Here is a 21,619-nt window from a genome sequence, read left to right as displayed (position 1 = left end):
CCGTGGCGGGCCCCACGGCGGATCCGCGCTGGCGCCGGCGCGCGGCCGGGGCGCTCCTGCTGCTCGGGGCCGCCGGCCTCGCGGCCTCCGCTCCCGTCCTGCTGCCGGAGACGGGGCGGGCCTGGCGCCTGCGCGCGGCAGCCGACGATCCGGCGGCCCTCGCCAGCTTGCGCCTCGCCGCGGTCGCGGATCCCGAGCGGATCGGCGCCGGCCTCGATGCGGCGGTCGCGGCGGGCGACGAGGACCTCGCCCGGAGCTTCATGGCGCTCGCCGAGGAGCGGAACCTGCCGGTCTCGCCCGAGCGGCGGGCGGCCGTGCAGGCGCTCACTGATGCCGCGCCGCGCCGGGCGCTGGCGGAGGCCGCGACCGGCTTCGTCAGCGGCGAGGGGGCCGGCATGGCCGGGCTCGCCGGCGCGGTCGCGGGCGACCTCGTCGGCTACGGCGACCTGCGCGACCTGTGGCGCGAGGGCGGGCGGCTCGCCCGGGGCGAGGCCTACGACCCGCTGCTGCTGGGCCTCGCCACCGCCGGGCTGGCGCTCACCGGCGCCACCATCGTGTCCCTCGGCACCAGCGTGCCGGTCCATGCCGGCACCACGACCCTGAAGCTCGCCGCCCGCACCGGCAAGCTGTCGCGTCCGCTGGCCGCCCGGCTCACCCGCAGCGCCGGGGCCGCCCTGGACCGCGAGGCCCTGGCGCTCGCCACGGCGGCGGCCGGCCGGCTCGACCTCGCGGCCCTGCGCCAGGGCGCCAGGAGCGTGCTGCGGCCGGGGGCGCTGCGGGAGATCCGCAGCGTCGGCGAGCAATCGGCCCGGATCCAGGCGCGGCTCGGCGCCCGCGGCACCCTCCAGGCCCTCGCGGTGGCGGAGAACGCCGACGACCTGCGCCGGGTCGCCCGCCTGTCCGAGGGTCTGGGCGGACGCACCCGCGCGGTCCTGGCGCTGCTCGGCCGCGGAGCCCTGGTGCTGGGCTCGGGCCTGCTGGTCGTCCTGCAGGGCCTGTGGCTCGGCCTCGCCTGGTTCCTCGCCGCCGCCCTGTTCTGCCGCCGCGCCGGCACGGCCCTCGGCCGCCTGATCTGGCGGCGGCCGCGCCGGGCACCGGGGGTGCGGCGCCTCGCGGACGCACCCGCCTGATCCCATCGTACAGGCTGCTGCACCGCATCGTCCTCTCGCCGCACTGCCGCAACGAATGAAATTCCTGCGCTGCGGCAGACGGCCGTCGAACTGCGCCATTCCATAAAGTTAAGGGACTATCGACTGTTTGGATTGTCGATCATCCTTTGTCGAGCGCTGGGATTAGCTCTAGAACTTAAGAGCGGTGGTCCATCTTCCCCACGCCTCGACCATGCGGGCCGCGTCGAGACCCGGCGCTCGACCTGCCGACGCTGCGCACCCCCCTCCAAAAGAATGATGCCAATCCCGACCACAAGGCAGCGGTCGATTCCGGACGCAAGCATCCGGCCTAGGCCGGATCAATCATGTCAGACTTAACCTCGGCGTCGAAACCGCGATGAACAATCTTGTGCTGCTGAGGTTTTGGTACTTATATGGATCCGGACGGGTCGCGGCCCGCTCGATCGCTGAGGTTTGCCGGGGGGCGACGATGCACGCGTGCAGATGGGGCGAGCGCGGTCCGGGCGAATCTGCGCGGCCAGGCGACGGGCGGCGGCGCAGCCGCGTCACCGGGACCACCGCGCCGTGACCGCCTGGCAGCCGGCGGCGGCGGCCGCCCTCGACGCGCTCGCCCTCGCGGTGCTGGTGGTCGACCGGCAGGGGCACATCCTCCACGCCAACCGGGAGGCGACGGACCTGCTCGACCGCCCCGACGGGGCCTTGTCGGGCCAGCCCGCCGGGGGCCACGGCTCCCTCGGAACCAAGCCTCAGGGGTTCAAGCATCTCGGGGCGCGACAGGCGGAGGGCCGCTCCCGGCTCCACGCCCTGATCCAGGCGGCCTGCGACGGGCGTTCCGGCGACGCCGGCGGCTTCCTGCAGCTCGAGAGCGGCAGCCCGGACGAGCCGGGCGTCTCGGTCTGCGTCTCGCCCCTCGCCGATGTCGAGGCCGAGACACCGGGCCGGGCGGTGGTGGTGGCGCGCCTGCTGCGGGCGCAGGGGCGGATCGAGGTGCAACTGCGCACCCTCTTCGGCCTCACCCGGGCCGAGGCGCAGGTCGGCGCGGCGCTCGCCCGCGGCGGCTGCCTCGCCGAGATCGCCGCGGAGCTCGGCATCAGCGTCACCACGGCGCGCACCCACGTCGCCCGCATCTTCCTCAAGACCGGCACGAAGCAGCAGAGCCAGCTCGTCGCCCTGGTGGCGGCGGTGCAGTTGCCGGTCGCCTGCGCGGAGGCCGCGCAGGCTCCGCTTCACGCCCTGAGATCGAGCCGGTAGGCGTAGGCGTCGCCGCGAAAAAGGCCCTCGACGTACTCGATCATCCGGTCGTCCCGGTCGTAGGAGCGGCGCTTGATCAGGAGGCAGGGAAGGGCTTGCGTGAAGCCGAACACCGCGCACTCGGCCTCGTCCGGCGTCGCCGCCTCGATGGTCTGGCGGCAGCGCACCAGGGCCGCCCCGTGCGCCCCGAGGAAGGCGTAGACCGAGCCGTCGAGCTCGCCCTCGGCGAGGGCCGGCACCGCCGTGAGGTCGTACCACGCCACCTCCCGCGACAGCGGCATGCCGTCGCCGCAGCGGATGCGCACGAGCTTCAGGAACGGCGCGGTCGAGGGCAGGCCGAACAGCGAGGCGATCGAGCGGTCCTGGACCACGCGGCGCTCGACGACCTGCGTCGAGGGCACCCGGCCGAGCTCGCGCATCTCCTCGGTGAAGCCCTTGAGCCGGTCCATGCCCGGGCTGAGGCGGGTACGGCCGGGCGCGACGATGAAGCCGTGCCGGCCATGCGCCGTCAGGTAGTGCTGGCGGCGGAGGGAATCGTAGCAGCGCTGCACCGTCGTGCGGCTGACGCCGAGCGCCTCCGCGAAGGGGCGCTCGGCCGGCAGCGTCGTGCCGCCTGCCACCGTCCCGTCCTCGATCAGTGTGCGCAACTGCTCTTCCAGCTGCTGATAGAGCGGCTTCGCGGTATCGTCCCGCAGCCGCACCAGGCTCGTCAGGGCAGGGGGGCCCGGGCCGGGCCCGGACGGGTGCTCGGGCATCGGCGGGTCAGCCGATGCGGGACGCGCGCGCCGGGGCGGCGGAAGCGACGGGACGGAGAGGGGATATGAGCGTCGAGGGTAGCGTCGACATGGTGGCCGATCCGGCTCTCTTCGTGCTCGGGAGCTTCGTGATTGCCTGTTCTGCCACGGTTGACCGCCTGCCGCGAGCGGGCGAATCACTGAGGGCACAGGCTTTCCTGGTCGAGCTGGGGGGCAAGGGCCTCAACCTCGCGGTCGGGGCCCGGCGCCTCGGCGCCATTGTCGACGGCCTGCTGGCGATCGGGGACGACGCGCTGGCGGCGCTCGCCGGGCCGGCCCTCGCCCGCGCCGGCCTGCCGGCCGGCATGCTGCACCGCTTTTCCGGCCCGACCGGGGCCGGCATCGGCTTCACCGACGCCGCGGGCGAGAACTGCCTCGCGGTCCATCCCGGCGCCAATGCCCGGCTCGGGCGCACGGAGGTGCGGGCGGCCGCGGAGAGGATCGCCCGCAGCACCCTCGTCCTGGCGCAGTTCGAGGCCGGGGACGAGGCGGTGGCGGAGACGTTCCGGATCGCCCGCGCGGCGGGCCGGCGCACCCTGCTCAACCCGTCCCCGTTCCGGATGCCGGCGCCGGAGATCCTGGCGGATACCGCGATCCTGGTCGTCAACGCGGTCGAGGCGGCGGCGTTCGGCGCGGCCCTCGACGTGCGATCACCCGGACCCTGGCCGGAGGGGGCGACGGAGCCGGCGGCCTTCGAGGCCCTGGCCGGCGCGCTCCTCGCCCGCGGGCCGGACCTCGTCGTGGTCACCCTCGGGGCGTCCGGGGCGCTCGCCTTCGAAGCCGGCCGTCCGGCCCTGGTCCAGCCGGCCCTGTCCGTGGCGGCGGTCGACACGCTCGGCGCCGGCGACGCCTTCACGGCGGGGCTCGCCGTCGGCTTGGCCTCGGGGCGCCCGCTGCCCGAAGCCCTGCGTCTCGCCGCGGCGTGCGGCGCCTGCGTGGTCCGCCACAAGGGCGTGTTCGACGCCCTGCCGGATCGGGCTGCGGTCGCTGCCCTGCTCGCGGACGCCGCGTGAGGCACCACCCGCGGAAAGATGTTTTGCGAGGATGCGGAGACTTCGGGCTACGTGAACAGGCCCGCCAGCAGACTGCCGATCATTGCGACCGTCGCGAGGGTCACGAGGAACCGGATGTCGTCGAGTCTTTCCCTGATCATCGCCGAACCTCCTTCGCCGCGTGACCGGGCGACGTGTAGGGCCAGGCGAGCGCCGGTGCAGTGCGCAGTCGCACCTGTGCTTGACGAATGGTGAACGAGCCCTGCCCGGCACTGCCGGGACTCGCGCCCGCCCGACGCGAGGCCTCGTGCGGAGACGCGGAACGGCGTGAAATGAGGCGTGATCGCGGCGGCTTGGCCGTTGACAGATGCCCTCGCACCTAAGAAAAAAGGCCACACGCGAGGTGTGGCCCAAGTCTAGGGAGGAAACGCCCAAAGAGGGCAGCAACGCTGCGACGCCATCGCCGCGTTGCCACTCAATAGCTAAGCCCTGCCCGCTTCGCTGGCAAGGGCTCGCTCGCGTTTTGTGGCATCCGCGACGCAGGTGATGCCGCGACGCAACGCCTCACGCAGCGTCAAGCACCGGGATCCGCGACCACCGCGTTTCGCTCTCGCCCGTCGAGACACGTGTCGGGACACGTAAGGAGCCACCGCGATGACGCCGACCGACCCGACGACGCGCCGCATCCCGGTCCGCGGCCTGACCCTCAACATCGCCGAATCCGGCCCGGCGGACGGGCCGCTCACCCTGCTGCTGCACGGCTTCCCCGAGACCTGGTGGGCGTGGCGGCACCAGATCGGTCCGCTCGCGGCGGCGGGCTTGCGGGTGGTGGCGCCGGACCAGCGCGGCTACGGCCAATCGAGCCGGCCCGAGGGTATTTCCGCCTACCACCTCGACCGCCTCGCCGAGGACGTGATCGGGCTCGCCGACGCCCTGGGGCAGGATCCCGAACACGGAGCGCGGTTCCGCCTCGTCGGGCACGATTGGGGCGGCCTCGTCGCCTGGTGGGTGGCCTCGCGCTATCCCGACCGCGTCGAGCGGGTGGCGATCCTCAACGCGCCGCACCCGGACGTCTTCGGCGCCTATGCCCGCCGACACCCGAGCCAGGCGCTGCGGAGCTTCTATGTCGGGCTTTTTCAGCTCCCCGGCCTGCCCGAGGCGCTGCTGCGCGCCGGCGATTGCGCTGCGCTCCGCCGCGCCCTGACCCGGTCGAGCCGGCCCGGCGCCTTCTCGCCCCACGACCTCGACCTCTACGCCGCCGCCTGGCGCCGCCCCGGCGCGATCACCGCGATGCTGAACTGGTATCGCGCCCTGCGGCTGCCCCGGGATGCGGCGACCGGGCCGATCCGGCTGCCCACCCTGGTGCTGTGGGGCGAGCACGACACCGCGCTCGAACGCGGCCTCGCCGCCGAGAGCCTGCGCCTCTGCACGGACGGGGCAGTGCGGTACTTCCCCGCCGCCACCCACTGGCTCCAGCACGAGGAGCCGCAGGCGGTCAACGAAGCCCTGATCGGCTTCCTGACCGCCGGGAGCGCCTAAGCAGGTTTCGCGAAAGTGGCCGCCGGTTTTGTGATAAAAACCTGCGAAAAAACAAGAACCTAACAAGAACCTAAGCGGACGAAGCGTTGGCGTGCCAACGCAAGTCTGCTTAGTCCTTCGGCTCAGGCCTGATCGCCGAACAGCAGCCGCTTCGTCGCCGCCGTCACGTCGTCCTGCCGCATCAGGCTCTCGCCGACGAGCAGCGTGCGGATGCCGGCCCGGCCCAGCACCTGCGCGTCGGCATGGCTGCCGATGCCGCTCTCGCCGACCAGGATCCGGTCCGCCGGCACCAGCGGGCTCAGGCGCACGGCGTTGTCGAGGGAGACCTTGAAGGTGCGCAAGTCGCGGTTGTTGACGCCGATGAGCCGGGTGCCGAGCGGCAGGGCGCGGGCGAGCTCGGCCTCGTCATGCACCTCGACCAGCACGTCCATGCCGAGGTCGTGGGCGGTCTCGACGAGCGCGGTGGCCTCCTCGTCGTCGAGGCTCGCCATGATGACCAGGATGCAATCGGCGCCCCAGGCCCGGGCCTCGACCACCTGGTAGGGCTCGAACAGAAAGTCCTTGCGCAGGACCGGCAGGGCGCAGGCGTCGCGGGCCGCCGTCAGGTACTCGGGCTTGCCCTTGAACGACGGCTCGTCGGTGAGCACCGACAGGCAGGTGGCGCCGCCCGCCTCGTAGGCGCGGGCGAGCGCCGGCGGGTCGAAATCCTCGCGGATCAGGCCGCGGGACGGCGAGGCCTTCTTGATCTCGGCGATCAGCGCGAAGCGATCCTGCGCGACATGCGCGGCGATCGCGTCGGCGAAGCCGCGCGGCGGGGCGGCCTTCGCGGCGCGCTTCTCGAGTTCGGCGAGCGGCACGCGCAGCTTCGCCGCGGCGATCTCCCGCCGCTTGTAGGCCTCGATATGGGCGAGCACGTCGGCCGGGCGCGGCCGGTCCTCGCCGTCGGGAGACGTCGTATCGGTGTCGGACAAGGCCGTATCCTCCCCTCGGGAGCGTATCGGGGACGTCATGCATCACTGTGCCGGTCGTGACCGCCCGGTGCCGAAGGAGTCACCGGTTCGGCGACTCATAAGATGCAAGACCAAGACGTGAGCAGAGTTGCACCGGGCACCTCCGCTGAGCGAGTACTGGGTTTCCGCCGAATCGGCGGGTGGCTCACGCGTGGGAGACGGCCGCCAGGCGCTCCAGGACCGCCCGCGCCGCGCCGGTGTCGATCGCCTGGGCGGCGCGTGCCATGCCGTCCTGCAGGCTGTCGACGCGCCCGGCGACCATCAGGGCCGCCGCGGCGTTGAGCATGCCGATGTCGCGATAGGGCGTGCGGGCGCCGTCGAGCACGTCGCGGAGCGCCCCGGCATTGTGCGCCGGATCGCCGCCGCGCAGTTCCTCGGGTTGGGCGAGGCGCAGGCCCAGCTCCCGCGGGTCGATGGTGAAGCGGCGGATCGCCCCGTCCTCCAGGGCCACCACGGCGGTCGGGCCGGTGGTGGTGATCTCGTCGAGCCCGTCCGAGCCGTGCACGGTCCAGACCCGGCGGCTGCCGAGCTCGGCCAGCACCCGGGTCATCGGTTCGGCGAGCGAGGCCGCGTAGACGCCCAGCAGCTGCGCCGGGACCCCGGCCGGGTTGCAGAGCGGCCCGAGCACATTGAACAGCGTCCGCGTGCCGATCTCGACCCGCACCGGCGCGACGTGGCGCATCGAGGCATGGTGCGACTGGGCGAACATGAAGCACAGGCCCGCCTCGGACAGGCAGCGGGCGAGGTGGTCGGGGGCGAGGCCGATGCCGACCCCGAGGGCCGAGAGCACGTCGGCGGCGCCGGAGCGCGACGAGGCGGCGCGGTTGCCGTGCTTGGCCACCGGCACGCCGCAGGCGGCGGTGACGATCGCCGCCAGGGTCGAGACGTTGTAGCTGCCCGAATGGTCGCCGCCGGTGCCGACGATGTCGATCGCGCCCTCGGGCGCCGCGACCCGGGTCATGCGCTCGCGCAGTGCCCCGGCGGCCCCGGTGATCTCGTCCAGAGCCTCGCCGCGGACGTGCAACGCCATCAGGAAGGCGCCGGCCTGGGCGTGCGTCACCTCGCCGGAGAGCAGGTGGTCGAAGGCGCGGCGGGCCTCCTCGCGCGTCAGCGCGGCGCCCGTGGCGACCTTCGCCAGGTAGGGCTTGAACGAGTCCATGACGTGTACGGGCCTGATCTCAGCGCGGGCTTACCGCCCGACCCCGTCAATGCACATCTGGGCCGCGCTTGTCACCCCGGGCCTCGCCATTCCAGGCCGCCGCGAGGTCGAGGAAATTGCGCACCATGGTCTCGCCATGCTGCGACAGGATGCTCTCGGGGTGGAACTGCACCCCGTGCACCGGCCGTTCCGCGTGCTCCAGCGCCATGATGAGGCCGTCGGCCTCCGCGGTCACCACGAGGTCCTGCGGGCAGGTCGCCCGCTCGACGATCAGCGAGTGGTAGCGCGTCGCCGCGAATGGGCCGTTGATGCCGCGAAACAGCCCGCTCGCCCGGTGCTGCACCTGCGAGACCTTGCCGTGCATCGGCGCCGGCGCCCGCACCACGTCGCCGCCGAAGGCCTGGCCGATCGCCTGGAGGCCGAGGCAGACGCCGAGCATCGGGATCTCGCCGCTCAACTCCCGCACCACGTCGAGGCAGATCCCCGCCTCGCTCGGCGTGCAAGGCCCGGGGGAGAGCACCAGGGCGTCGGGCGCGCGGCGGCGGATCTCCTCGACGGTGATCGCGTCGTTGCGCACCACCTCGACCGAACCGGCGAGCGGGCCGATCAGGTGGACGAGGTTCCAGGTGAAGGAATCGTAATTGTCGATAACCAGGATGTCGGACATGGGGCGCCTCTCGCGGGCGCGGTGTGGGGCTTGGGGCGGCGGGAGGTCAAGGGGGCGGCGTGCGCCGGGGCGCCGGGATTCTATCGTGAGGACCATCCGCAAGTCCGTGACGGCTTCGGCACGCTGCTCCCGTCTCAGCGCGACGGACTTGATACCCTCCGGGTCATTCCGGGGCCGCGCAGCGGAGCCCGGAATCCAGAACCTCAGTTCGTCCCGGAAGAAGCGGATTGTGTACCGCTCTGTTCTGAACTGTCCGCGGATCTGGATTCCGGGCTCCGCTGCGCGGCCCCGGAATGACACTGAGGGCTTCAACACGGTTTTGGCTATCGACGGATCTATCCTACGGAAGAGCACTGTCACTTCGTCGTGCCGGACGAACAGGTCGTCAGGCGCCGCCGCACACAAAAAACCCGCCCATCCCTCGCGGGACAGGCGGGTGAAGTCGAGGGTCCGTCCGTGGTGGAGGGAAGGGGCTATTCCCGCTCGCCGGTCAGGCTCAGCAGCATCTGGAACAGGTTGATGAAGTTCAGGTAGAGCGACAGCGCCCCGAACACCGCGAGCTTGGACGTGGCTTCCTCGCCCCAGTTCTCGGCGTATTGCTCCTTGATCGACTGCGTATCGTAGGCGGTGAGCCCGGTGAAGATCACGACGCCGATGAGCGAGATGGCGAATTGCAGCGCGCTCGAGGCCAGGAAGATGTTGACCAGGCTGGCGATGACGAGGCCGATCAGGCCCATCACCAGGAACGAGCCCATCCGCGACAGGTCGCGCTTGGTGGTGTAGCCGTAGAGGCTCGTCGCCCCGAACATCGCCGCGGTGATGAAGAAGGTGCGGGCGATGCTGGTGCCGGTGAAGACCATGAAGATCGAGGCCAGCGACAGCCCCATCACCCCGCAGAAGGTCCAGAACAGGGTGTGGGCGGTGGCGGCCGAGATCCGGTCGGCGCGGAACGACAGCACCATGATGAAGGCCAGCGGCGCCAGCATCACGACGTATTTCAGCGGCGTGCCGAAGAGCGGCTTGTAGAGCGCCGGGGTCGAGGATACGCCGAGCGCCACCAGGCCGGTCAGGGCCAGGCCGAGGCCCATCGTGTTGTAGACCCGCAGCATGTGCCGCCGCAGGCCCTCGTCGAAGACCGCACCGGCGGGGGCCGCGTGGGTCTGCCAGGCGTAGGGGGTGTTCATCGGGGAGAGTGCTCCGGGATGGTGGCGGGTGACATCAGTGGCGGAGCGCCGCCAGGGTGGCGGCGGCGCGGCCGAGATCGGGCTCGTTCCCCGACCCGCTGAGCGCGTAGGCGCCGCGTCCGACCTTCCAGTAGACCGTGACGGCCTCCGGCGAGCGGACGATGGCGGGGGCGCTCGCCTCCGCATCCGCGCTGCGGGTGGCGAAGAGCGCGACCTTGCCGAGGGTGCCGGCATCGATCGCAACCTCGACGCCCGCGCCGCTGCGCGAGGGGAAGATCTGCATGTCGTCGACGCGCCAGTCCGACGGCAGGTCGGGCAGGGCGATACCGGTTGCCGCCTCGACCTCGCGCCGGTCATAGGCCGGGGTCGGGCGCTGCGAGGTCACCCGGGCACGGACCAGGGCGGCCTGGCGGGCCTGGAGCGCCTCCTCGACGAAGGCCGGGGAGTGCGTCGACGCGATGGTGTTCTGCACGCCGAAATCACCGGTCTCGTTGTGCAGCAGCCAGCCGGTCCCGACCAGCATGGCGATCACCGCGGCGCGCTGGAGCCGCGCGCCGATGCGGCGCCAGGTCAGCGCCCGGTCGAGGCGGCGGGCAGCGGCGGCGAGGCGCTCGGGGGAAGGCCCGGACCGAACGGCCGCGCCCTCGGCCGGCCCGAACGCGGCGCGCAGCGCATCGCGGGTGTGCAGGTCGGCCATCACCCGGGCCGCCACCTCGGGCCGCGCCGCGAGGTGCTCCTCGACCTCGATCCGGCGGCCGAGATCGAGCTGGCCGTCGATATAGGCGTTCAGGTCGGCCTCGGTGATCGGATCCATGGTCGCCTCCGGTGACTGCTCGCCATGCATCACGACGCCCTCGCGGTATTTCCGCCCTCGACAACGCGCAGGCGCGGCCGCTCCGGCGCGTCCTCCGGGGCCGGCAGGCGCGAGCCGCCGCCGCTCTCGATGGTGCGCAGGGCCGCCCGAGCCCGCCCGAGGCGAGACATCAGCGTGCCGATCGGGATGCCGAGCACGTCGGCGGCCTCCTGGTAGGCCAGCCCCTCGATCGTCACGAGGTGCAGGGCCTCGCGCTGCTCCGCCGGCAGGCGCTGGAACGCCTCGCGCACCTGGGCGAGGCGCACATGCCCTTCCTGGGCCGGCGGCGTCGCCTCCTCGACGATGTGGCCGAGGGCGTCGGCGTAGCGCGCCTCGACCTTGCGGCGGCGCTGGTCGTCGATGAAGGCGTTGTGCAGCACCGTCATCAGCCAGGTGCGCAGGTTGGTCCCCGGGCGCAGGGTACCCTGGCGCTCGAGGGCGCGCACGAGGGTGTCGTGCACGAGGTCGTCGGCCTGCGCGGGATCGCGCGTCAGGGACCGGGCGTAGCGCCGGAGCGGCACGAGAAGGTCGAGGACGTCGGGGCGCTTGCGAAGCATCATATGAGGTGAACGATCACCGGCCCCGGTCTAATCCCGCGTTCCTCGCACCTCTTGCCGGACGGGATCACATCCGCGTGATCGGCGATGGATCAGCTGGGTGCGGACAGGTGGGCATCAGAGATGCGCCGCTCCAACCCTCCCCCCTCTGCGGGGGAGGGTGGCCCCTGCGTCAGCAGGGGTCGGGAGAGGGGACGCCGCTTCCGGAGAGGTCGCGCACGCCATAACGGGCGCAGGCTGGATCAGCGTCGCGCTGCCCCTCTCCCGGCTCACTGCGTTCGCCACCCTCCCCCGCAGAGGGGGGAGGGGTTGTTCCGCGCGTCTTCAGTGCGACAGGATCCGCGACAGGAAGGTCTGGGCGCGCTCGCTGCGGGGCGAGCCGAAGAACTCCTCCTTCTGCGCGTCCTCGACGATCTCGCCCTTGTCCATGAAGATCACCCGGTGCGCGACCTTGCGGGCAAAACCCATCTCGTGGGTCACGACCATCATGGTCATGCCCTCGCGGGCAAGCTCGACCATCACGTCCAGCACCTCGCCGACCATCTCGGGATCGAGGGCCGAGGTCGGCTCGTCGAACAGCATCACGATCGGGTTCATGGCGAGCGCCCGGGCGATGGCGACGCGCTGCTGCTGGCCGCCGGAGAGCTGGCCCGGATACTTGTGGGCGTGGGCCTTGAGGCCGACCCGCTCCAGCAGCGCCAGGCCCTTGGCCTGCGCCTCGTCCTTCGACCGGCCGAGCACCTTGCGCTGGGCGAGGTTCAGGTTGTCGGTGATCGACAGGTGCGGAAACAGCTCGAAATGCTGGAACACCATCCCGACCCGCGAGCGGAGCTTGGGCAGGTTGGTCTTCTTGTTGGCGATCTGCGTCCCGTCGACGGTGATCTGGCCCTTCTGGAACGGCTCGAGGGCGTTGACGCACTTGATGAGCGTCGACTTGCCGGAGCCCGAGGGGCCGCAGACCACCACCACTTCCCCCTTGGAGACGGAGGTGGTGCAGTTCGTCAGCACCTGGAAGTCGCCGTACCACTTCGAGACGTTGTCGATGGCGATCATCGACCCGCCGGTGGCCGCCACCGGCGGCGGATCGGTGAGCAGGGTCCCGACGGGGCCGGAGGCCGGCGCCGCCGCGGACGTGGCCTGCGGCTCCGAAGCGGGGCTGACGGGCGGATTCGCGGAAGAGGTCATGGCGGCAAACCCTATCGGATGATGGCGACCCGGCGCTGCAGGCGGCGCACCAGGAGCGAGGCGATGAAGCAGACGGCGAAGTAGACGACCGCCGCGAACAGGTACATCTCGACGAGGCGGCCGTCGCGCTGCGCCACCTTGGACGCGGCGCCGAGGAAGTCGGTGATCGACAGGACGTAGACCAGCGAGGTGTCCTGGAACAGCACGATGGTCTGGGTCAGCAGCACCGGCAGCATATTGCGAAAAGCCTGGGGCAGGATGACGTTGCTCATCGACTGCCAGTAGGTGAGGCCGAGCGCCGAGGCCGCCGCCGCCTGTCCCTTCGGGATCGACTGGATGCCCGCCCGCATGATCTCGGAGAAGTAGGCCGCCTCGAACAGCGTGAAGGTGATGAGCGAGGACGAGAAGGCGCCGACCTGGATCGGCCGCTCCGCCCCGATGATCCACTGCCCGATATACGGCACCAGGAAGTAGAACCAGAAGATCACCAGCACCAGCGGCAGCGAGCGCATGAAGTTGACGTAGGCCTTGGCGACCTGCGGCAGCACCGGCAGGCCGGAGAGCCGCATCATGGCGATCAGCGTGCCGAGGATCACGCCGCCGACGGCCGCCAGCGCGGTCAGCGTCAGCGTGAAGGTCATCCCGTCGAAGAACAGGTAGCGCCAGGAATTGAGGATGACGCCGAAATCGAAATTCGAGAACATCGCAGGCCCGTATCCGATAATCTTGCTCGAAAACTCAGACGATCAGCGGCCCGGCACCGCGACGCGGCGCTCGATCAGCCCGGCGGCGGTCACCACCAGCAGGTTGATGATGATGTAGATGATCGTCGCGGCGGTGAAGGCCTCGAAGACCTGGAACGAGAATTCCTGCATCGCGCGGGCCCGGGCGGTCAGCTCCAGGAGCCCGATGGTCAGCGCCACCGACGTGTTCTTAAGGTTGTTGAGGAACTCGGAGGTCAGCGGCGGCAGGATGATGCGGTAGGCGTTGGGCAGGAGCACGTAGCGGTAGGTCTGGGCGGTGGTGAGCCCGAGCGCCGTGCCGGCCATGCGCTGGCCTCGCGGCAGGGCCTGGATGCCGGCCCGCACCTGCTCGGCGACGCGCGAGGCGGTGAAGAAGCCGAGGCAGACCACCGCGGTGTAGAACGGCGCGTTCGGCAGCTGCTTCAGCCAGGTGCCCCAGGATTCCGGCAGCACCTCGGGCAGCACGAAGAACCACAGGAACATCTGCACGAGGAGCGGAATGTTGCGGAACAGCTCGACATAGGCGTTGCCGACAGCCTGCGCAGCCCGGCTCGGCAGGGTGCGCAGCACGCCGATCACCGAGCCGACCGCGAAGGCGATGACCCAGGCGCAGAGCGCCGTGACGATGGTCCAGACCAAGCCCGACAGCAGCATGTCGCCGTAGGTGCCGGTCCCCTCGGGCGACGCCTCGAAGAAGATGCCCCAGTTCCAGTTGTAGTTCATGCCCTGTCTTCCGGGTGCGTTCGGCTGCGTCTGTTCGGCTTGGTCGAGGCTGTCTTGGCGGCGATGGTATACGCTTTTCCGGCCCGGGCGAGGGTGGGCGCGGTCGAGGCACAGGGAAAAGTGCCGGGGGAGGAGGATTTCGGGGAGGCGCCGCCTCGTTGAGCGGGGCGGCGCCCGGCGTCAGGTCAGTAGGCGGCCGGGTCCGGGCTGTCGCTCGGCTTGGCGAAGGCGCTCTTAAGCGCGTCGCTCATCGGCAGGTTCAGGTTGATGTCCCGCGGCGGGATCGGCTTCATGAACCACTTGTCGTAGGTCACTTGAGCCTCGGGGCTCTTGTAGAAGGCGGCGGTGGCGGCGTCCGCGACCTTCTTGAACGGCGCGTCGTCCTTGCGGAGCATGATGCCGTAGGGCTCGGGCTTCGACAGGGCGTCGGTCGAGATCACGTAGGCGCCCGGCTCCTTCGAGCCGGCGGCGAGCGAGGCGAGCAGCACGTCGTCCATCACGAAGGCGGCGGCGCGGCCGGTCTCGACCATCAGGAACGCCTCGGCGTGGTCCTTGGCCGGCAGGATCGTGATGCCGAGCTTCTTCTCGGCGTTGTACTCGTTGATCTGCTTGATGTTCGTGGTGCCCGAGGTCGACACGACGGTCTTGCCCTTCAGGTCCTCGAACTTCGTCAGGCCGCTCGACTTCTTGGTGACGAAGCGGTTGGCGGTGAGGAAGTGGGTGTTGGTGAAGGCGACCTGCTTCTGCCGGTCGGCGTTGTTGGTGGTCGAGCCGCATTCGAGGTCGACGGTGCCGTTGGCGATCAGCGGGATGCGCGTCGCCGAGGTCACCGGGTTGAGCTTGACCTCGAGCTTGTCGAGCTTCAGCTCGGTCTTCACCGCGTCGACGATCTTGTAGCAGATGTCCATCGCGAAGCCGACCGGCTTCTGGTTGTTGTCGAGGTAGGAGAACGGCACCGACGCGTCGCGGGTGCCCAGCGTGATCTGCCCGGTCTCCTTGATCTTCTTCAGCGTCCCGGTGAGGTCCTGAGCCGAAGCGGCGCCGGCGGAGGCCGCCAGGCCGGCGAGCAGGACGGGAAGCAGGCTTCTCAAACGCATTCGTGCTCTCCTTTTGGGCACAGACCTAGTCCGTCACGGCGATCTTGGCGTCAAGGGTCGGGTTGGGGATGGTGCGGCGGCCGGACGGAGCCTGATTGCGCAGACCGGGGGTTGTGCCCGCTGCGCCCCGGGCAAGGCGCGGGCCAACCGGGGCCGCTCGCCGGCACCGCCTCGTCCTGGCAGTCCCTCGCAGCGGGCTGTTGCACCCTGCAGCCACCCGCGCGAAGGTGCCGCCGCCGGGCCCGACCGCCTTCGGCCCGACTCTTGCCCGATCCCCGCGACGACGGACCGACGAGACCGATGCAGATCGCCACGCCCTACCTGATGTTCCTCGGCGACGTGCCCGACCGGCTCGCCGCCAAGACCGCCTACGGCATCGTCGACTGGCGGCCCGAATGGTGCGTCGGGCAATTGCGCCTGCCTGCCTGCGCCGCCGATCTCGGCATCCCGGACCTGACGATCCAGGAGGGCGTCGCCAAGGGCGCCCGCACGCTGATCGTCGGCGTGGTCAATGCCGGCGGCGTGCTGCCGCCGCACTGGATCGCCACCATCGTCCAGGCGCTGGAGGCCGGGCTCGACGTGGCGAGCGGCCTGCACACCCGCCTCGGCTCGGTGCCGGAGATCGCCGCGGCCGCCTCCCGCCACGGGCGCCAGCTCCACGACGTGCGCCATTCCGACCAGCTTTTCGACACCGGCAAGGGCACGCGGCGTCCGGGCCGGCGGCTCCTCACCGTCGGGACCGACTGCTCGGTGGGCAAGAAGTACACCGTGCTGGCGCTCGAGAAGGGGATGCGCGACCGCGGCCTCGACGCCGATTTCCGCGCCACCGGCCAGACCGGGGTGTTCATCTCCGGCCGCGGCGTCGCCATCGACGCGGTGGTGGCCGACTTCATCTCCGGCGCCGTCGAGTGGATCGCGCCGGCCGCCGCGCCGCACCACTGGGACCTGATCGAGGGCCAGGGTTCGCTGTTCCATCCGAGCTTCGCCGGCGTCAGCCTCGGCCTGCTGCATGGGGCGCAGGCCGACGCCTTCGTGGTCTGCCACGAGCCGACCCGCACGACGATGCGCGGGGTCAAGCATCCGTTGCCGAGCATCCGGGAGGTGATCGACCTCACGGTGCAGCTCGGCCGGCTCACCAACCCGGACATCCGGCCGACCGGCATCGCGGTCAACACCCAGGCCCTGGCGGAGGGGGAGGCGCGGGCGCTCTTGGACAAACTCGCCGCCGAGCACGGCCTGCCTGCGACCGATCCGGTGCGGTTCGGGGTCGAGGGACTGGTCGACCGCCTCGTGTCGGAGTTCCCGGCGTGATCCGGCTCGCGACGACGATCGAACGTTGGCCGATCGCCGGCACCTTCACCATCTCGCGCGGCAGCCGGACCGAGGCCGTGGTGGTGACCGCCACGGTCACCGACGGCAGCGTCACCGGCCGGGGCGAGTGCGTGCCTTATGCCCGCTACGGCGAGACCGTGGAGGGCGTGCGCGATCTGATCGACCGGCAGGCCGAGGCGCTGGCCGCCGGCCTCACCCGGCAGGAACTCGCCGGGCGGATGCCGGCGGGCGCCGCCCGCAACGCCCTCGACTGCGCCCTGTGGGATTTCGAGGCGAAGCGCGCCGGCAAGCCCGCCCATGAACTGGCCAATGTGCTCGCCGGGATCCCGGCGCCGGTGCCGGTCACGACCTGCTACACGCTGAGCCTCGGCAGCCCGGAGGAGATGGCGGCGGCGGCCCACGTCGCGGCTTCCCGCCCGCTCCTGAAGGTGAAGCTCGGCGGCGCCGGCGACCCGGAGCGGATCGCGGCGGTGCGACGGGGGGCGCCGAATGCGCGCCTCGTGGTCGACGCCAACGAGGCGTGGTCGCCCGAGACGATCGAGGCCAACCTCGCGGCCTGCGCGGCGGCCGGCGTCGAGCTGATCGAGCAGCCGCTGCCCGCGGGCGACGACGGGCTGCTCGCCCGGATCGCCCGGCCGATCCCGATCTGCGCCGACGAGAGCCTGCACGGCGACGTCGACCTCGACGCACTCAGAGATCGCTACGATGCGATCAACATCAAGCTCGACAAGGCCGGCGGCCTCACCGAGGCATTGCGGCTGGCGCAGGATGCGAAGGCGCGGGGGCTGTCGATCATGGTCGGCTGCATGCTCGGCACCTCGCTCGCCATGGCCCCGGCGATGCTGCTCTCCGGCTTCGCCGACTTCGTCGACCTCGACGGCCCGCTGCTGCTGGCCCGCGACCGCGAGCCCGGATTGGTGTTCGAGGGCAGCCTGATCCATCCGCCGGAGCCGGCCCTCTGGGGATGAGCGACCTTTGGGCAGGTTTCGGGCGCTTGCACCCGGGACCGAAACGGGGCTCACTGCGTCGTCGTCGGGTTCGATCGACGGAGGCGACACCCTCCGGGTCATTCCGGGGCCGCGAAAGCGGAGCCCGGAAAGACATGGCGGATGTCGATTCCGTCAGGAAATCGAACCGACGTTCATACGAAGGGACCGGGAACGGGTCCCACCTCCGGGAGAGACGAGAACGCCATGATCCTGGTCAGCGTGATGTATCCGGGCGGCGCCGACGCCCAGCCCTTCGACCTCGACTACTACCTCAAGCACCACATGCCGCTGGTGCGTGAGCGCTGGTCCTCGATGGGCCTGGAGAAGGCCGAGGTGGTCAAGGCGAGCGGTACGCCCGACGGCAGCCCGGCGCCGTTCCAGGTGATCGCGCTCCTGACCTTCCGCTCCCTCGACGATTTCAAGCAGGCGGGCGCGGCCCACGGCAAGGAGATCTTCGGGGACATCCCGAACTTCTTCAAGGGCCAACCCGTGGTGCAGATCAACGAGCCGCAGAGCTTCTGACGCGTCGGTCATGATCGACATCGTCAAGGTCCTGCGCGAGCAGCACCCGGATCTCGGCCCCTACGTCCTGGCCCTGCGCGAGCGGTCCGGTCTGGTCGCGCCGGACGATCCCGACGCGCTCGCGCCGGAGGTGCGGGACTGGGCCGCCGCCGAGGCGCCGAGCACCGCGTTCAGCCGGCGCGCGCTGACCTACGCGCCGTTCCCGGGCTGGCCGGAGGAGACCCGCACCCTGGGGGTCGTCGCCTTCGGCAGTGCCGCGGACCTCGCCCGATTCGCGACGCGCTGGACCTGAGGGTCCCGCATCACCGGCCCCGCACGGCGACGTCGCGCGGGACCGCGGGACCGGAGGTGAGGCGCGCGCTCACGGTCAGCCCGAGATCGATGCAGAGCACCAGCAGGATGCCGGCGAGCAGCGCGATGACCGTCGCCTGGGCGCGGGGACTGAACCCGGCCACCGTGGGGCGGGGCGCCTCCGTTGCGGCCCGGTCTCGCTGCACCGGCGGGGGTGGGTCCCCGGGCTCCGCCTCGACGGAATCCTCCGGGGTGGGCGCCGCCGCATCCGTGAGGCCGAACCGCGGCCGGTAGCCACCGACCGGGACGGTGATGCGCACGTCCAGCCCCGCCGGGTGCTGGGCGTAGGCGTCGTCGAGCGCCCGCCGCAGGCGCCCGGCCTCGACGCGCACGCTGGGATCGAGGCTCGGGTCGAAATCGGGGTTCCGGCCGAGGGCCTGGGTGGCGATGGTATAGGCCTTGATGGTCGCGCCGCGCCCGGCCAGCTCCTCCTCCACGACGAAGCGCAGGAAGCGCGCGAGCTTCGGCGAGCGCAAAAAGGGCGGCGCGTGCAGAAGGATCTCCAGGGTCTCGACCACGCGGCCGGCCGGAACCTCCTCCTCGGTCTCGAACATCGAACGGCCTTCCCGGCGCGGCCGGACACGCTCCGGCCCGTCGCAGGCCGCCACCAGGGGCAGCCGGATCCACAGAACTCCCATTGAGTATAGGGACGGAGCTGTCAGATGTTAGCCCCTGTGCTCCGGGAAGGCGATCCGTCCTGGGGATAGACCGCAGAAACATCGCCGCGAGGGCTCAGTCGCTGCGGGGCGGGAAGGGCACGGTGAAGACCAAGTCCCGCGCCTCGTCGCGCACCTCGACGCGCCAGGCGCGCCAGTCGATCCGCGTCGCCTCCGGGCCGTTCATCGCGTCGGCGATCAGGATCCGCGCCTGGTTGTGCGCCTCCCCGAGGTCGCGGCAATCGAGCCCGGCCTCGTCCGGCACGCTCTGCGTCGAATCCATGATATCGAAGAAGTAGCGCGGCACGGCGGATCGGACTCGAAGTGTTGTCAGGACATGGATGAGAAAAACCATCGCCTTGCCGGTCGACCGCCCGGGGCCGCGCAGCAATGGCAATGACCACTTGTTAGCTTCACAATTCAGAAACGGAGGGAGCCGGCCAAAGTTCCGCTTGCGATTTGCCGCGAGGCATAGGCCTTTCGGTCTAGTAATTTGCCCAGTAAAGGACTATGCCGCTGGATCCTTGCCCCGCGATGGTCGCCGCGTCGTCCCGGGATCGCGCGGAGGTCAATGGGTCTCCCGCTCGGCGGCACCGCGCCAGGCGGGCTGCCGGTCGTGGGCCGTGAGGGTGTCGCGGGAGGGCGACCGGCCCGCCTCCGGAATCGCGGCGCGCAGGCCCGTCCCGAGGGCGCGCCCGGCCTCGGCCATTGTGGCCTCGACCATCCGGGCGCGCATCTCGCCGGGCATTGCGGCGAGGACCGGCCCGGCGATCTCCCCGAGCGTGGAGTCCTGGAGCGCAGTCGCGCCCTGTGCCCGGGCTGCCTGCGCCGTCCGGGCGGGGGCGGGCGCCTCGTCGAGGCGCAGCGGCGACAGGTAGTAGATCGCGCCGATCACCAGCCCGGCCCGCAGCCAGAAGGCCATCCCGTTCCCCCTCTCACCCCGACGACGGCGCCACTCTGGGGGGCAATCGTGAAGCGTTTGCCGACCGGCGCGGCCGATCTGCCGACATGCCTAACGGCCCGGCGACGGCCCTCTGCCTCACCCCGGATCCTGTTCGCAACCGCCGCGAGGGGCTTCAATTTTTCTGAGCATCCTGCTCAAGCGATTTGATCTTTTCGACAAGGGCGGCCTCCGCCTAGAATCCTTGCCACGCCAAGCCGCCCCCCTCACGGCTCCAGAACAACGATCGGGACCCAATGCCGACCGATATCGAGATCGCCCGCGCAGCCACCCTGCAGCCGATCACCGCGATTGCGGAGCGCCTCGGCATCCCCGACGAGGCCCTGCACCCCTACGGCCGGCACATCGCCAAGATCGACCACGCCCATATCCGGAGCCTCGAAGCGAGAGCGGAGGGCAAGCTGATCCTGGTGACGGCGATCAGCCCGACCCCGGCCGGCGAGGGCAAGACCACCACCACGGTGGGCCTCGGCGACGCCCTCAACCGCATCGGCCGCAGGACCGTGATCTGCCTGCGCGAGCCCTCGCTCGGGCCCTGCTTCGGCCAGAAGGGCGGGGCGGCCGGCGGCGGCAAGGCGCAGGTGGTGCCGATGGAGGCGATCAACCTCCACTTCACCGGCGATTTCCACGCCATCACCTCGGCCCACAGCCTCGCGGCGGCGCTGATCGACAACCACGTCTACTGGGGCAACCCGCTCGGCATCGACCTGCGCCGGGTGGCGTTCCGGCGCGTCCTCGACATGAACGACCGGGCCCTGCGCAGCATCACCCAGAGCCTCGGCGGCGTCGCCAACGGCTACCCGCGCGAGGACGGGTTCGACATCACCGTCGCCTCCGAGGTGATGGCGGTGTTCTGCCTCGCCCGCGACCTTCCCGACCTGGAGGCCCGCCTCGGCCGGATCGTCGTGGCGGAGACCCGCGACCGCAAGCCCGTGACGCTCGCCGACCTCAAGGCCACCGGCGCGATGACGGTGCTGCTGAAGGACGCGCTGCAGCCGAACCTCGTCCAGACCCTCGAGGGCAGCCCGGCGCTGATCCATGGCGGGCCCTTCGCCAACATCGCGCACGGCTGCAATTCGGTGATCGCGACCCGGGCGGGCCTCAGGCTCGGCGACTACGTGGTGACGGAGGCCGGCTTCGGCGCCGATCTGGGGGCGGAGAAGTTCTTCGACATCAAGTGCCGGCAGGCGGGGTTGAGCCCCTCGGCGGTGGTGATCGTCGCCACCGTGCGCGCCCTCAAGATGCATGGCGGCGTCGCCAAGTCCGAGCTCGGGGCCGAGAACGTGCCGGCCCTGGAGCGGGGCTTCGCCAACCTCGCCCGCCACGTCGAGAACGTGCGCCGCTTCGGCGCGCCGGTGGTGGTGGCGGTCAACCACTTCCACGCCGACACCGAGGCCGAGCACGCGGCCCTCAAGGCGCTCTGCCGCGACCGCCTCGACGTCGAGGCGATCACCTGCCGGCACTGGGCCGAGGGCGGCGCCGGGGCGGAGGGCCTGGCCCACGCCGTCGCGAACCTCGCCGATGCCGGCCCGGCTTCCGCGCCGCGCTTCGTGTACCCGGACGCGATGCCGCTCGAGGACAAGATCCGCACGGTGGCGCAGACGCTCTACGGCGCCGCCGACATCCAGGTGGAATCGAAGGCGGCGGGCAAGCTCGCGGCGTTCGAGCAGGCCGGCCATGGCGGCCTGCCGGTCTGCATGGCCAAGACCCAGTACTCGTTCTCCACCGACCCGACCTTGATGGGCGCGCCGAGCGGCCACGTGGTCGCTGTGCGCGACGTGCGCCTCTCGGCCGGGGCCGGCTTCGTGGTGGCGATCTGCGGGGAGATCATGACCATGCCCGGCCTGCCGAAGGTGCCGGCGGCGGAGGGCATCCACCTCGACGCCGAGGGACGCATCGAGGGGCTGTTCTAGGACCGCCGATC

23 protein-coding genes are annotated in these 21,619 nt (G+C 71.2%); 9 read left to right on the top strand and 14 right to left on the bottom strand.

Going from position 1 to position 21,619, the window contains the following annotated elements; genetic code table 11:
* Window positions 1–2: 2 nt before the first annotated feature.
* A complete protein-coding gene (locus tag BM430_RS12225) occupies window positions 3–1,130 on the top strand; it encodes a hypothetical protein (protein ID WP_093567534.1) in 1,128 nt (375 codons plus the stop codon).
* Between the two features lie 564 nt (window positions 1,131–1,694).
* Window positions 1,695–2,381, top strand: a complete 687-nt coding sequence (locus BM430_RS12220) for a helix-turn-helix transcriptional regulator (protein WP_177303027.1) — start codon at window positions 1,695–1,697, stop codon at window positions 2,379–2,381.
* Here BM430_RS12220 and BM430_RS12215 read toward each other — a convergent pair.
* Window positions 2,357–3,136, bottom strand: a complete 780-nt coding sequence (locus BM430_RS12215) for a GntR family transcriptional regulator (protein ID WP_093567532.1) — start codon at window positions 3,134–3,136, stop codon at window positions 2,357–2,359. The two genes, BM430_RS12220 and BM430_RS12215, sit on opposite strands and share 25 nt — an antisense overlap.
* A gap of 65 nt (window positions 3,137–3,201) precedes the next feature.
* Here BM430_RS12215 and BM430_RS12210 point away from each other — a divergent pair, with 65 nt between their 5' ends.
* Both BM430_RS12210 and BM430_RS12205 read left to right on the top strand, forming a co-directional pair.
* Window positions 3,202–4,188: a PfkB family carbohydrate kinase gene (locus BM430_RS12210; protein ID WP_177303026.1), complete on the top strand. Its 987-nt coding sequence runs from the start codon at window positions 3,202–3,204 to the stop codon at window positions 4,186–4,188.
* Between the two features lie 633 nt (window positions 4,189–4,821).
* Complete coding sequence (locus BM430_RS12205) at window positions 4,822–5,706, top strand: alpha/beta fold hydrolase (protein ID WP_093567531.1); 885 nt, start codon at window positions 4,822–4,824, stop codon at window positions 5,704–5,706.
* Between the two features lie 122 nt (window positions 5,707–5,828).
* Here the strand turns inward: BM430_RS12205 and trpC are convergent, their stop codons facing one another.
* From trpC to BM430_RS12155, 10 genes are all read right to left on the bottom strand, one after another.
* Window positions 5,829–6,677, bottom strand: coding sequence for an indole-3-glycerol phosphate synthase TrpC (gene trpC / locus BM430_RS12200; protein ID WP_244539455.1), 849 nt, complete (start codon window positions 6,675–6,677; stop codon window positions 5,829–5,831).
* A gap of 184 nt (window positions 6,678–6,861) precedes the next feature.
* Window positions 6,862–7,875 (bottom strand): anthranilate phosphoribosyltransferase, encoded by a 1,014-nt coding sequence (gene trpD, locus BM430_RS12195; protein ID WP_093567529.1) that lies wholly within the window; start codon window positions 7,873–7,875, stop codon window positions 6,862–6,864.
* A gap of 46 nt (window positions 7,876–7,921) precedes the next feature.
* A complete protein-coding gene (locus tag BM430_RS12190; protein ID WP_093567528.1) occupies window positions 7,922–8,542 on the bottom strand; it encodes an anthranilate synthase component II in 621 nt (206 codons plus the stop codon).
* A gap of 473 nt (window positions 8,543–9,015) precedes the next feature.
* Window positions 9,016–9,726 (bottom strand): Bax inhibitor-1/YccA family protein, encoded by a 711-nt coding sequence (locus tag BM430_RS12185; RefSeq protein ID WP_093567527.1) that lies wholly within the window; start codon window positions 9,724–9,726, stop codon window positions 9,016–9,018.
* 34 nt (window positions 9,727–9,760) lie between these two features.
* Entirely contained in the window at window positions 9,761–10,540 is a 780-nt protein-coding gene (locus BM430_RS12180) for an anti-sigma factor family protein (RefSeq protein WP_093567652.1), read from the bottom strand.
* 29 nt (window positions 10,541–10,569) lie between these two features.
* Window positions 10,570–11,139: a sigma-70 family RNA polymerase sigma factor gene (locus BM430_RS12175; protein ID WP_093567526.1), complete on the bottom strand. Its 570-nt coding sequence runs from the start codon at window positions 11,137–11,139 to the stop codon at window positions 10,570–10,572.
* 321 nt (window positions 11,140–11,460) lie between these two features.
* Window positions 11,461–12,189 (bottom strand): amino acid ABC transporter ATP-binding protein, encoded by a 729-nt coding sequence (locus BM430_RS12170; protein ID WP_093567651.1) that lies wholly within the window; start codon window positions 12,187–12,189, stop codon window positions 11,461–11,463.
* Window positions 12,190–12,332: 143 nt separating this feature from the next.
* Window positions 12,333–13,025 carry an amino acid ABC transporter permease gene (locus tag BM430_RS12165; protein ID WP_093567525.1) on the bottom strand — a complete coding sequence of 231 codons (693 nt, stop codon included), beginning with the start codon at window positions 13,023–13,025 and terminating at the stop codon, window positions 12,333–12,335.
* Window positions 13,026–13,067: 42 nt separating this feature from the next.
* A complete protein-coding gene (locus BM430_RS12160; RefSeq protein ID WP_093567524.1) occupies window positions 13,068–13,787 on the bottom strand; it encodes an amino acid ABC transporter permease in 720 nt (239 codons plus the stop codon).
* A 185-nt stretch (window positions 13,788–13,972) separates the two neighbouring features.
* Window positions 13,973–14,884 carry an amino acid ABC transporter substrate-binding protein gene (locus BM430_RS12155; protein ID WP_093567523.1) on the bottom strand — a complete coding sequence of 304 codons (912 nt, stop codon included), beginning with the start codon at window positions 14,882–14,884 and terminating at the stop codon, window positions 13,973–13,975.
* Between the two features lie 300 nt (window positions 14,885–15,184).
* On the opposite strand from BM430_RS12155, the gene dgcN reads away from it, so the two are divergent.
* The 4 genes from dgcN (at window position 15,185) to BM430_RS12135 (ending at window position 18,019) form a co-directional block, all read left to right on the top strand.
* Complete coding sequence (dgcN, locus tag BM430_RS12150; protein ID WP_093567522.1) at window positions 15,185–16,195, top strand: N-acetyltransferase DgcN; 1,011 nt, start codon at window positions 15,185–15,187, stop codon at window positions 16,193–16,195.
* Window positions 16,192–17,184 (top strand): N-acetyl-D-Glu racemase DgcA, encoded by a 993-nt coding sequence (dgcA, locus tag BM430_RS12145; RefSeq protein WP_093567521.1) that lies wholly within the window; start codon window positions 16,192–16,194, stop codon window positions 17,182–17,184. Before dgcN ends, dgcA begins: the two co-directional genes overlap by 4 nt.
* 225 nt (window positions 17,185–17,409) lie before the next feature.
* Window positions 17,410–17,727 carry an EthD family reductase gene (locus tag BM430_RS12140; protein ID WP_093567520.1) on the top strand — a complete coding sequence of 106 codons (318 nt, stop codon included), beginning with the start codon at window positions 17,410–17,412 and terminating at the stop codon, window positions 17,725–17,727.
* Window positions 17,728–17,737: 10 nt separating this feature from the next.
* Window positions 17,738–18,019, top strand: a complete 282-nt coding sequence (locus BM430_RS12135) for a hypothetical protein (protein ID WP_093567519.1) — start codon at window positions 17,738–17,740, stop codon at window positions 18,017–18,019.
* 10 nt (window positions 18,020–18,029) lie between these two features.
* On the opposite strand, the gene BM430_RS12130 is transcribed toward BM430_RS12135, so the two are convergent.
* The 3 genes from BM430_RS12130 to BM430_RS12120 form a co-directional block, all read right to left on the bottom strand.
* Window positions 18,030–18,632 carry a hypothetical protein gene (locus tag BM430_RS12130; RefSeq protein ID WP_093567518.1) on the bottom strand — a complete coding sequence of 201 codons (603 nt, stop codon included), beginning with the start codon at window positions 18,630–18,632 and terminating at the stop codon, window positions 18,030–18,032.
* Between the two features lie 178 nt (window positions 18,633–18,810).
* On the bottom strand, window positions 18,811–19,041 hold the full coding sequence (locus tag BM430_RS12125; RefSeq protein ID WP_093567517.1) for a DUF6894 family protein: 231 nt from the start codon (window positions 19,039–19,041) through the stop codon (window positions 18,811–18,813).
* 261 nt (window positions 19,042–19,302) lie between these two features.
* On the bottom strand, window positions 19,303–19,656 hold the full coding sequence (locus BM430_RS12120) for a hypothetical protein (protein ID WP_093567516.1): 354 nt from the start codon (window positions 19,654–19,656) through the stop codon (window positions 19,303–19,305).
* A 275-nt stretch (window positions 19,657–19,931) separates the two neighbouring features.
* Here BM430_RS12120 and BM430_RS12115 point away from each other — a divergent pair, with 275 nt between their 5' ends.
* Window positions 19,932–21,608, top strand: coding sequence for a formate--tetrahydrofolate ligase (locus tag BM430_RS12115; RefSeq protein ID WP_093567515.1), 1,677 nt, complete (start codon window positions 19,932–19,934; stop codon window positions 21,606–21,608).
* Window positions 21,609–21,619: the final 11 nt, after the last annotated feature.

The organism is Methylobacterium sp. 174MFSha1.1 (genome assembly GCF_900116815.1).
In the GTDB taxonomy this organism is placed as follows: domain Bacteria; phylum Pseudomonadota; class Alphaproteobacteria; order Rhizobiales; family Beijerinckiaceae; genus Methylobacterium.
The sequence above is the reverse complement of the archived record's forward strand: the minus strand, read 5'-3'. Positions and strand labels throughout refer to the sequence as shown.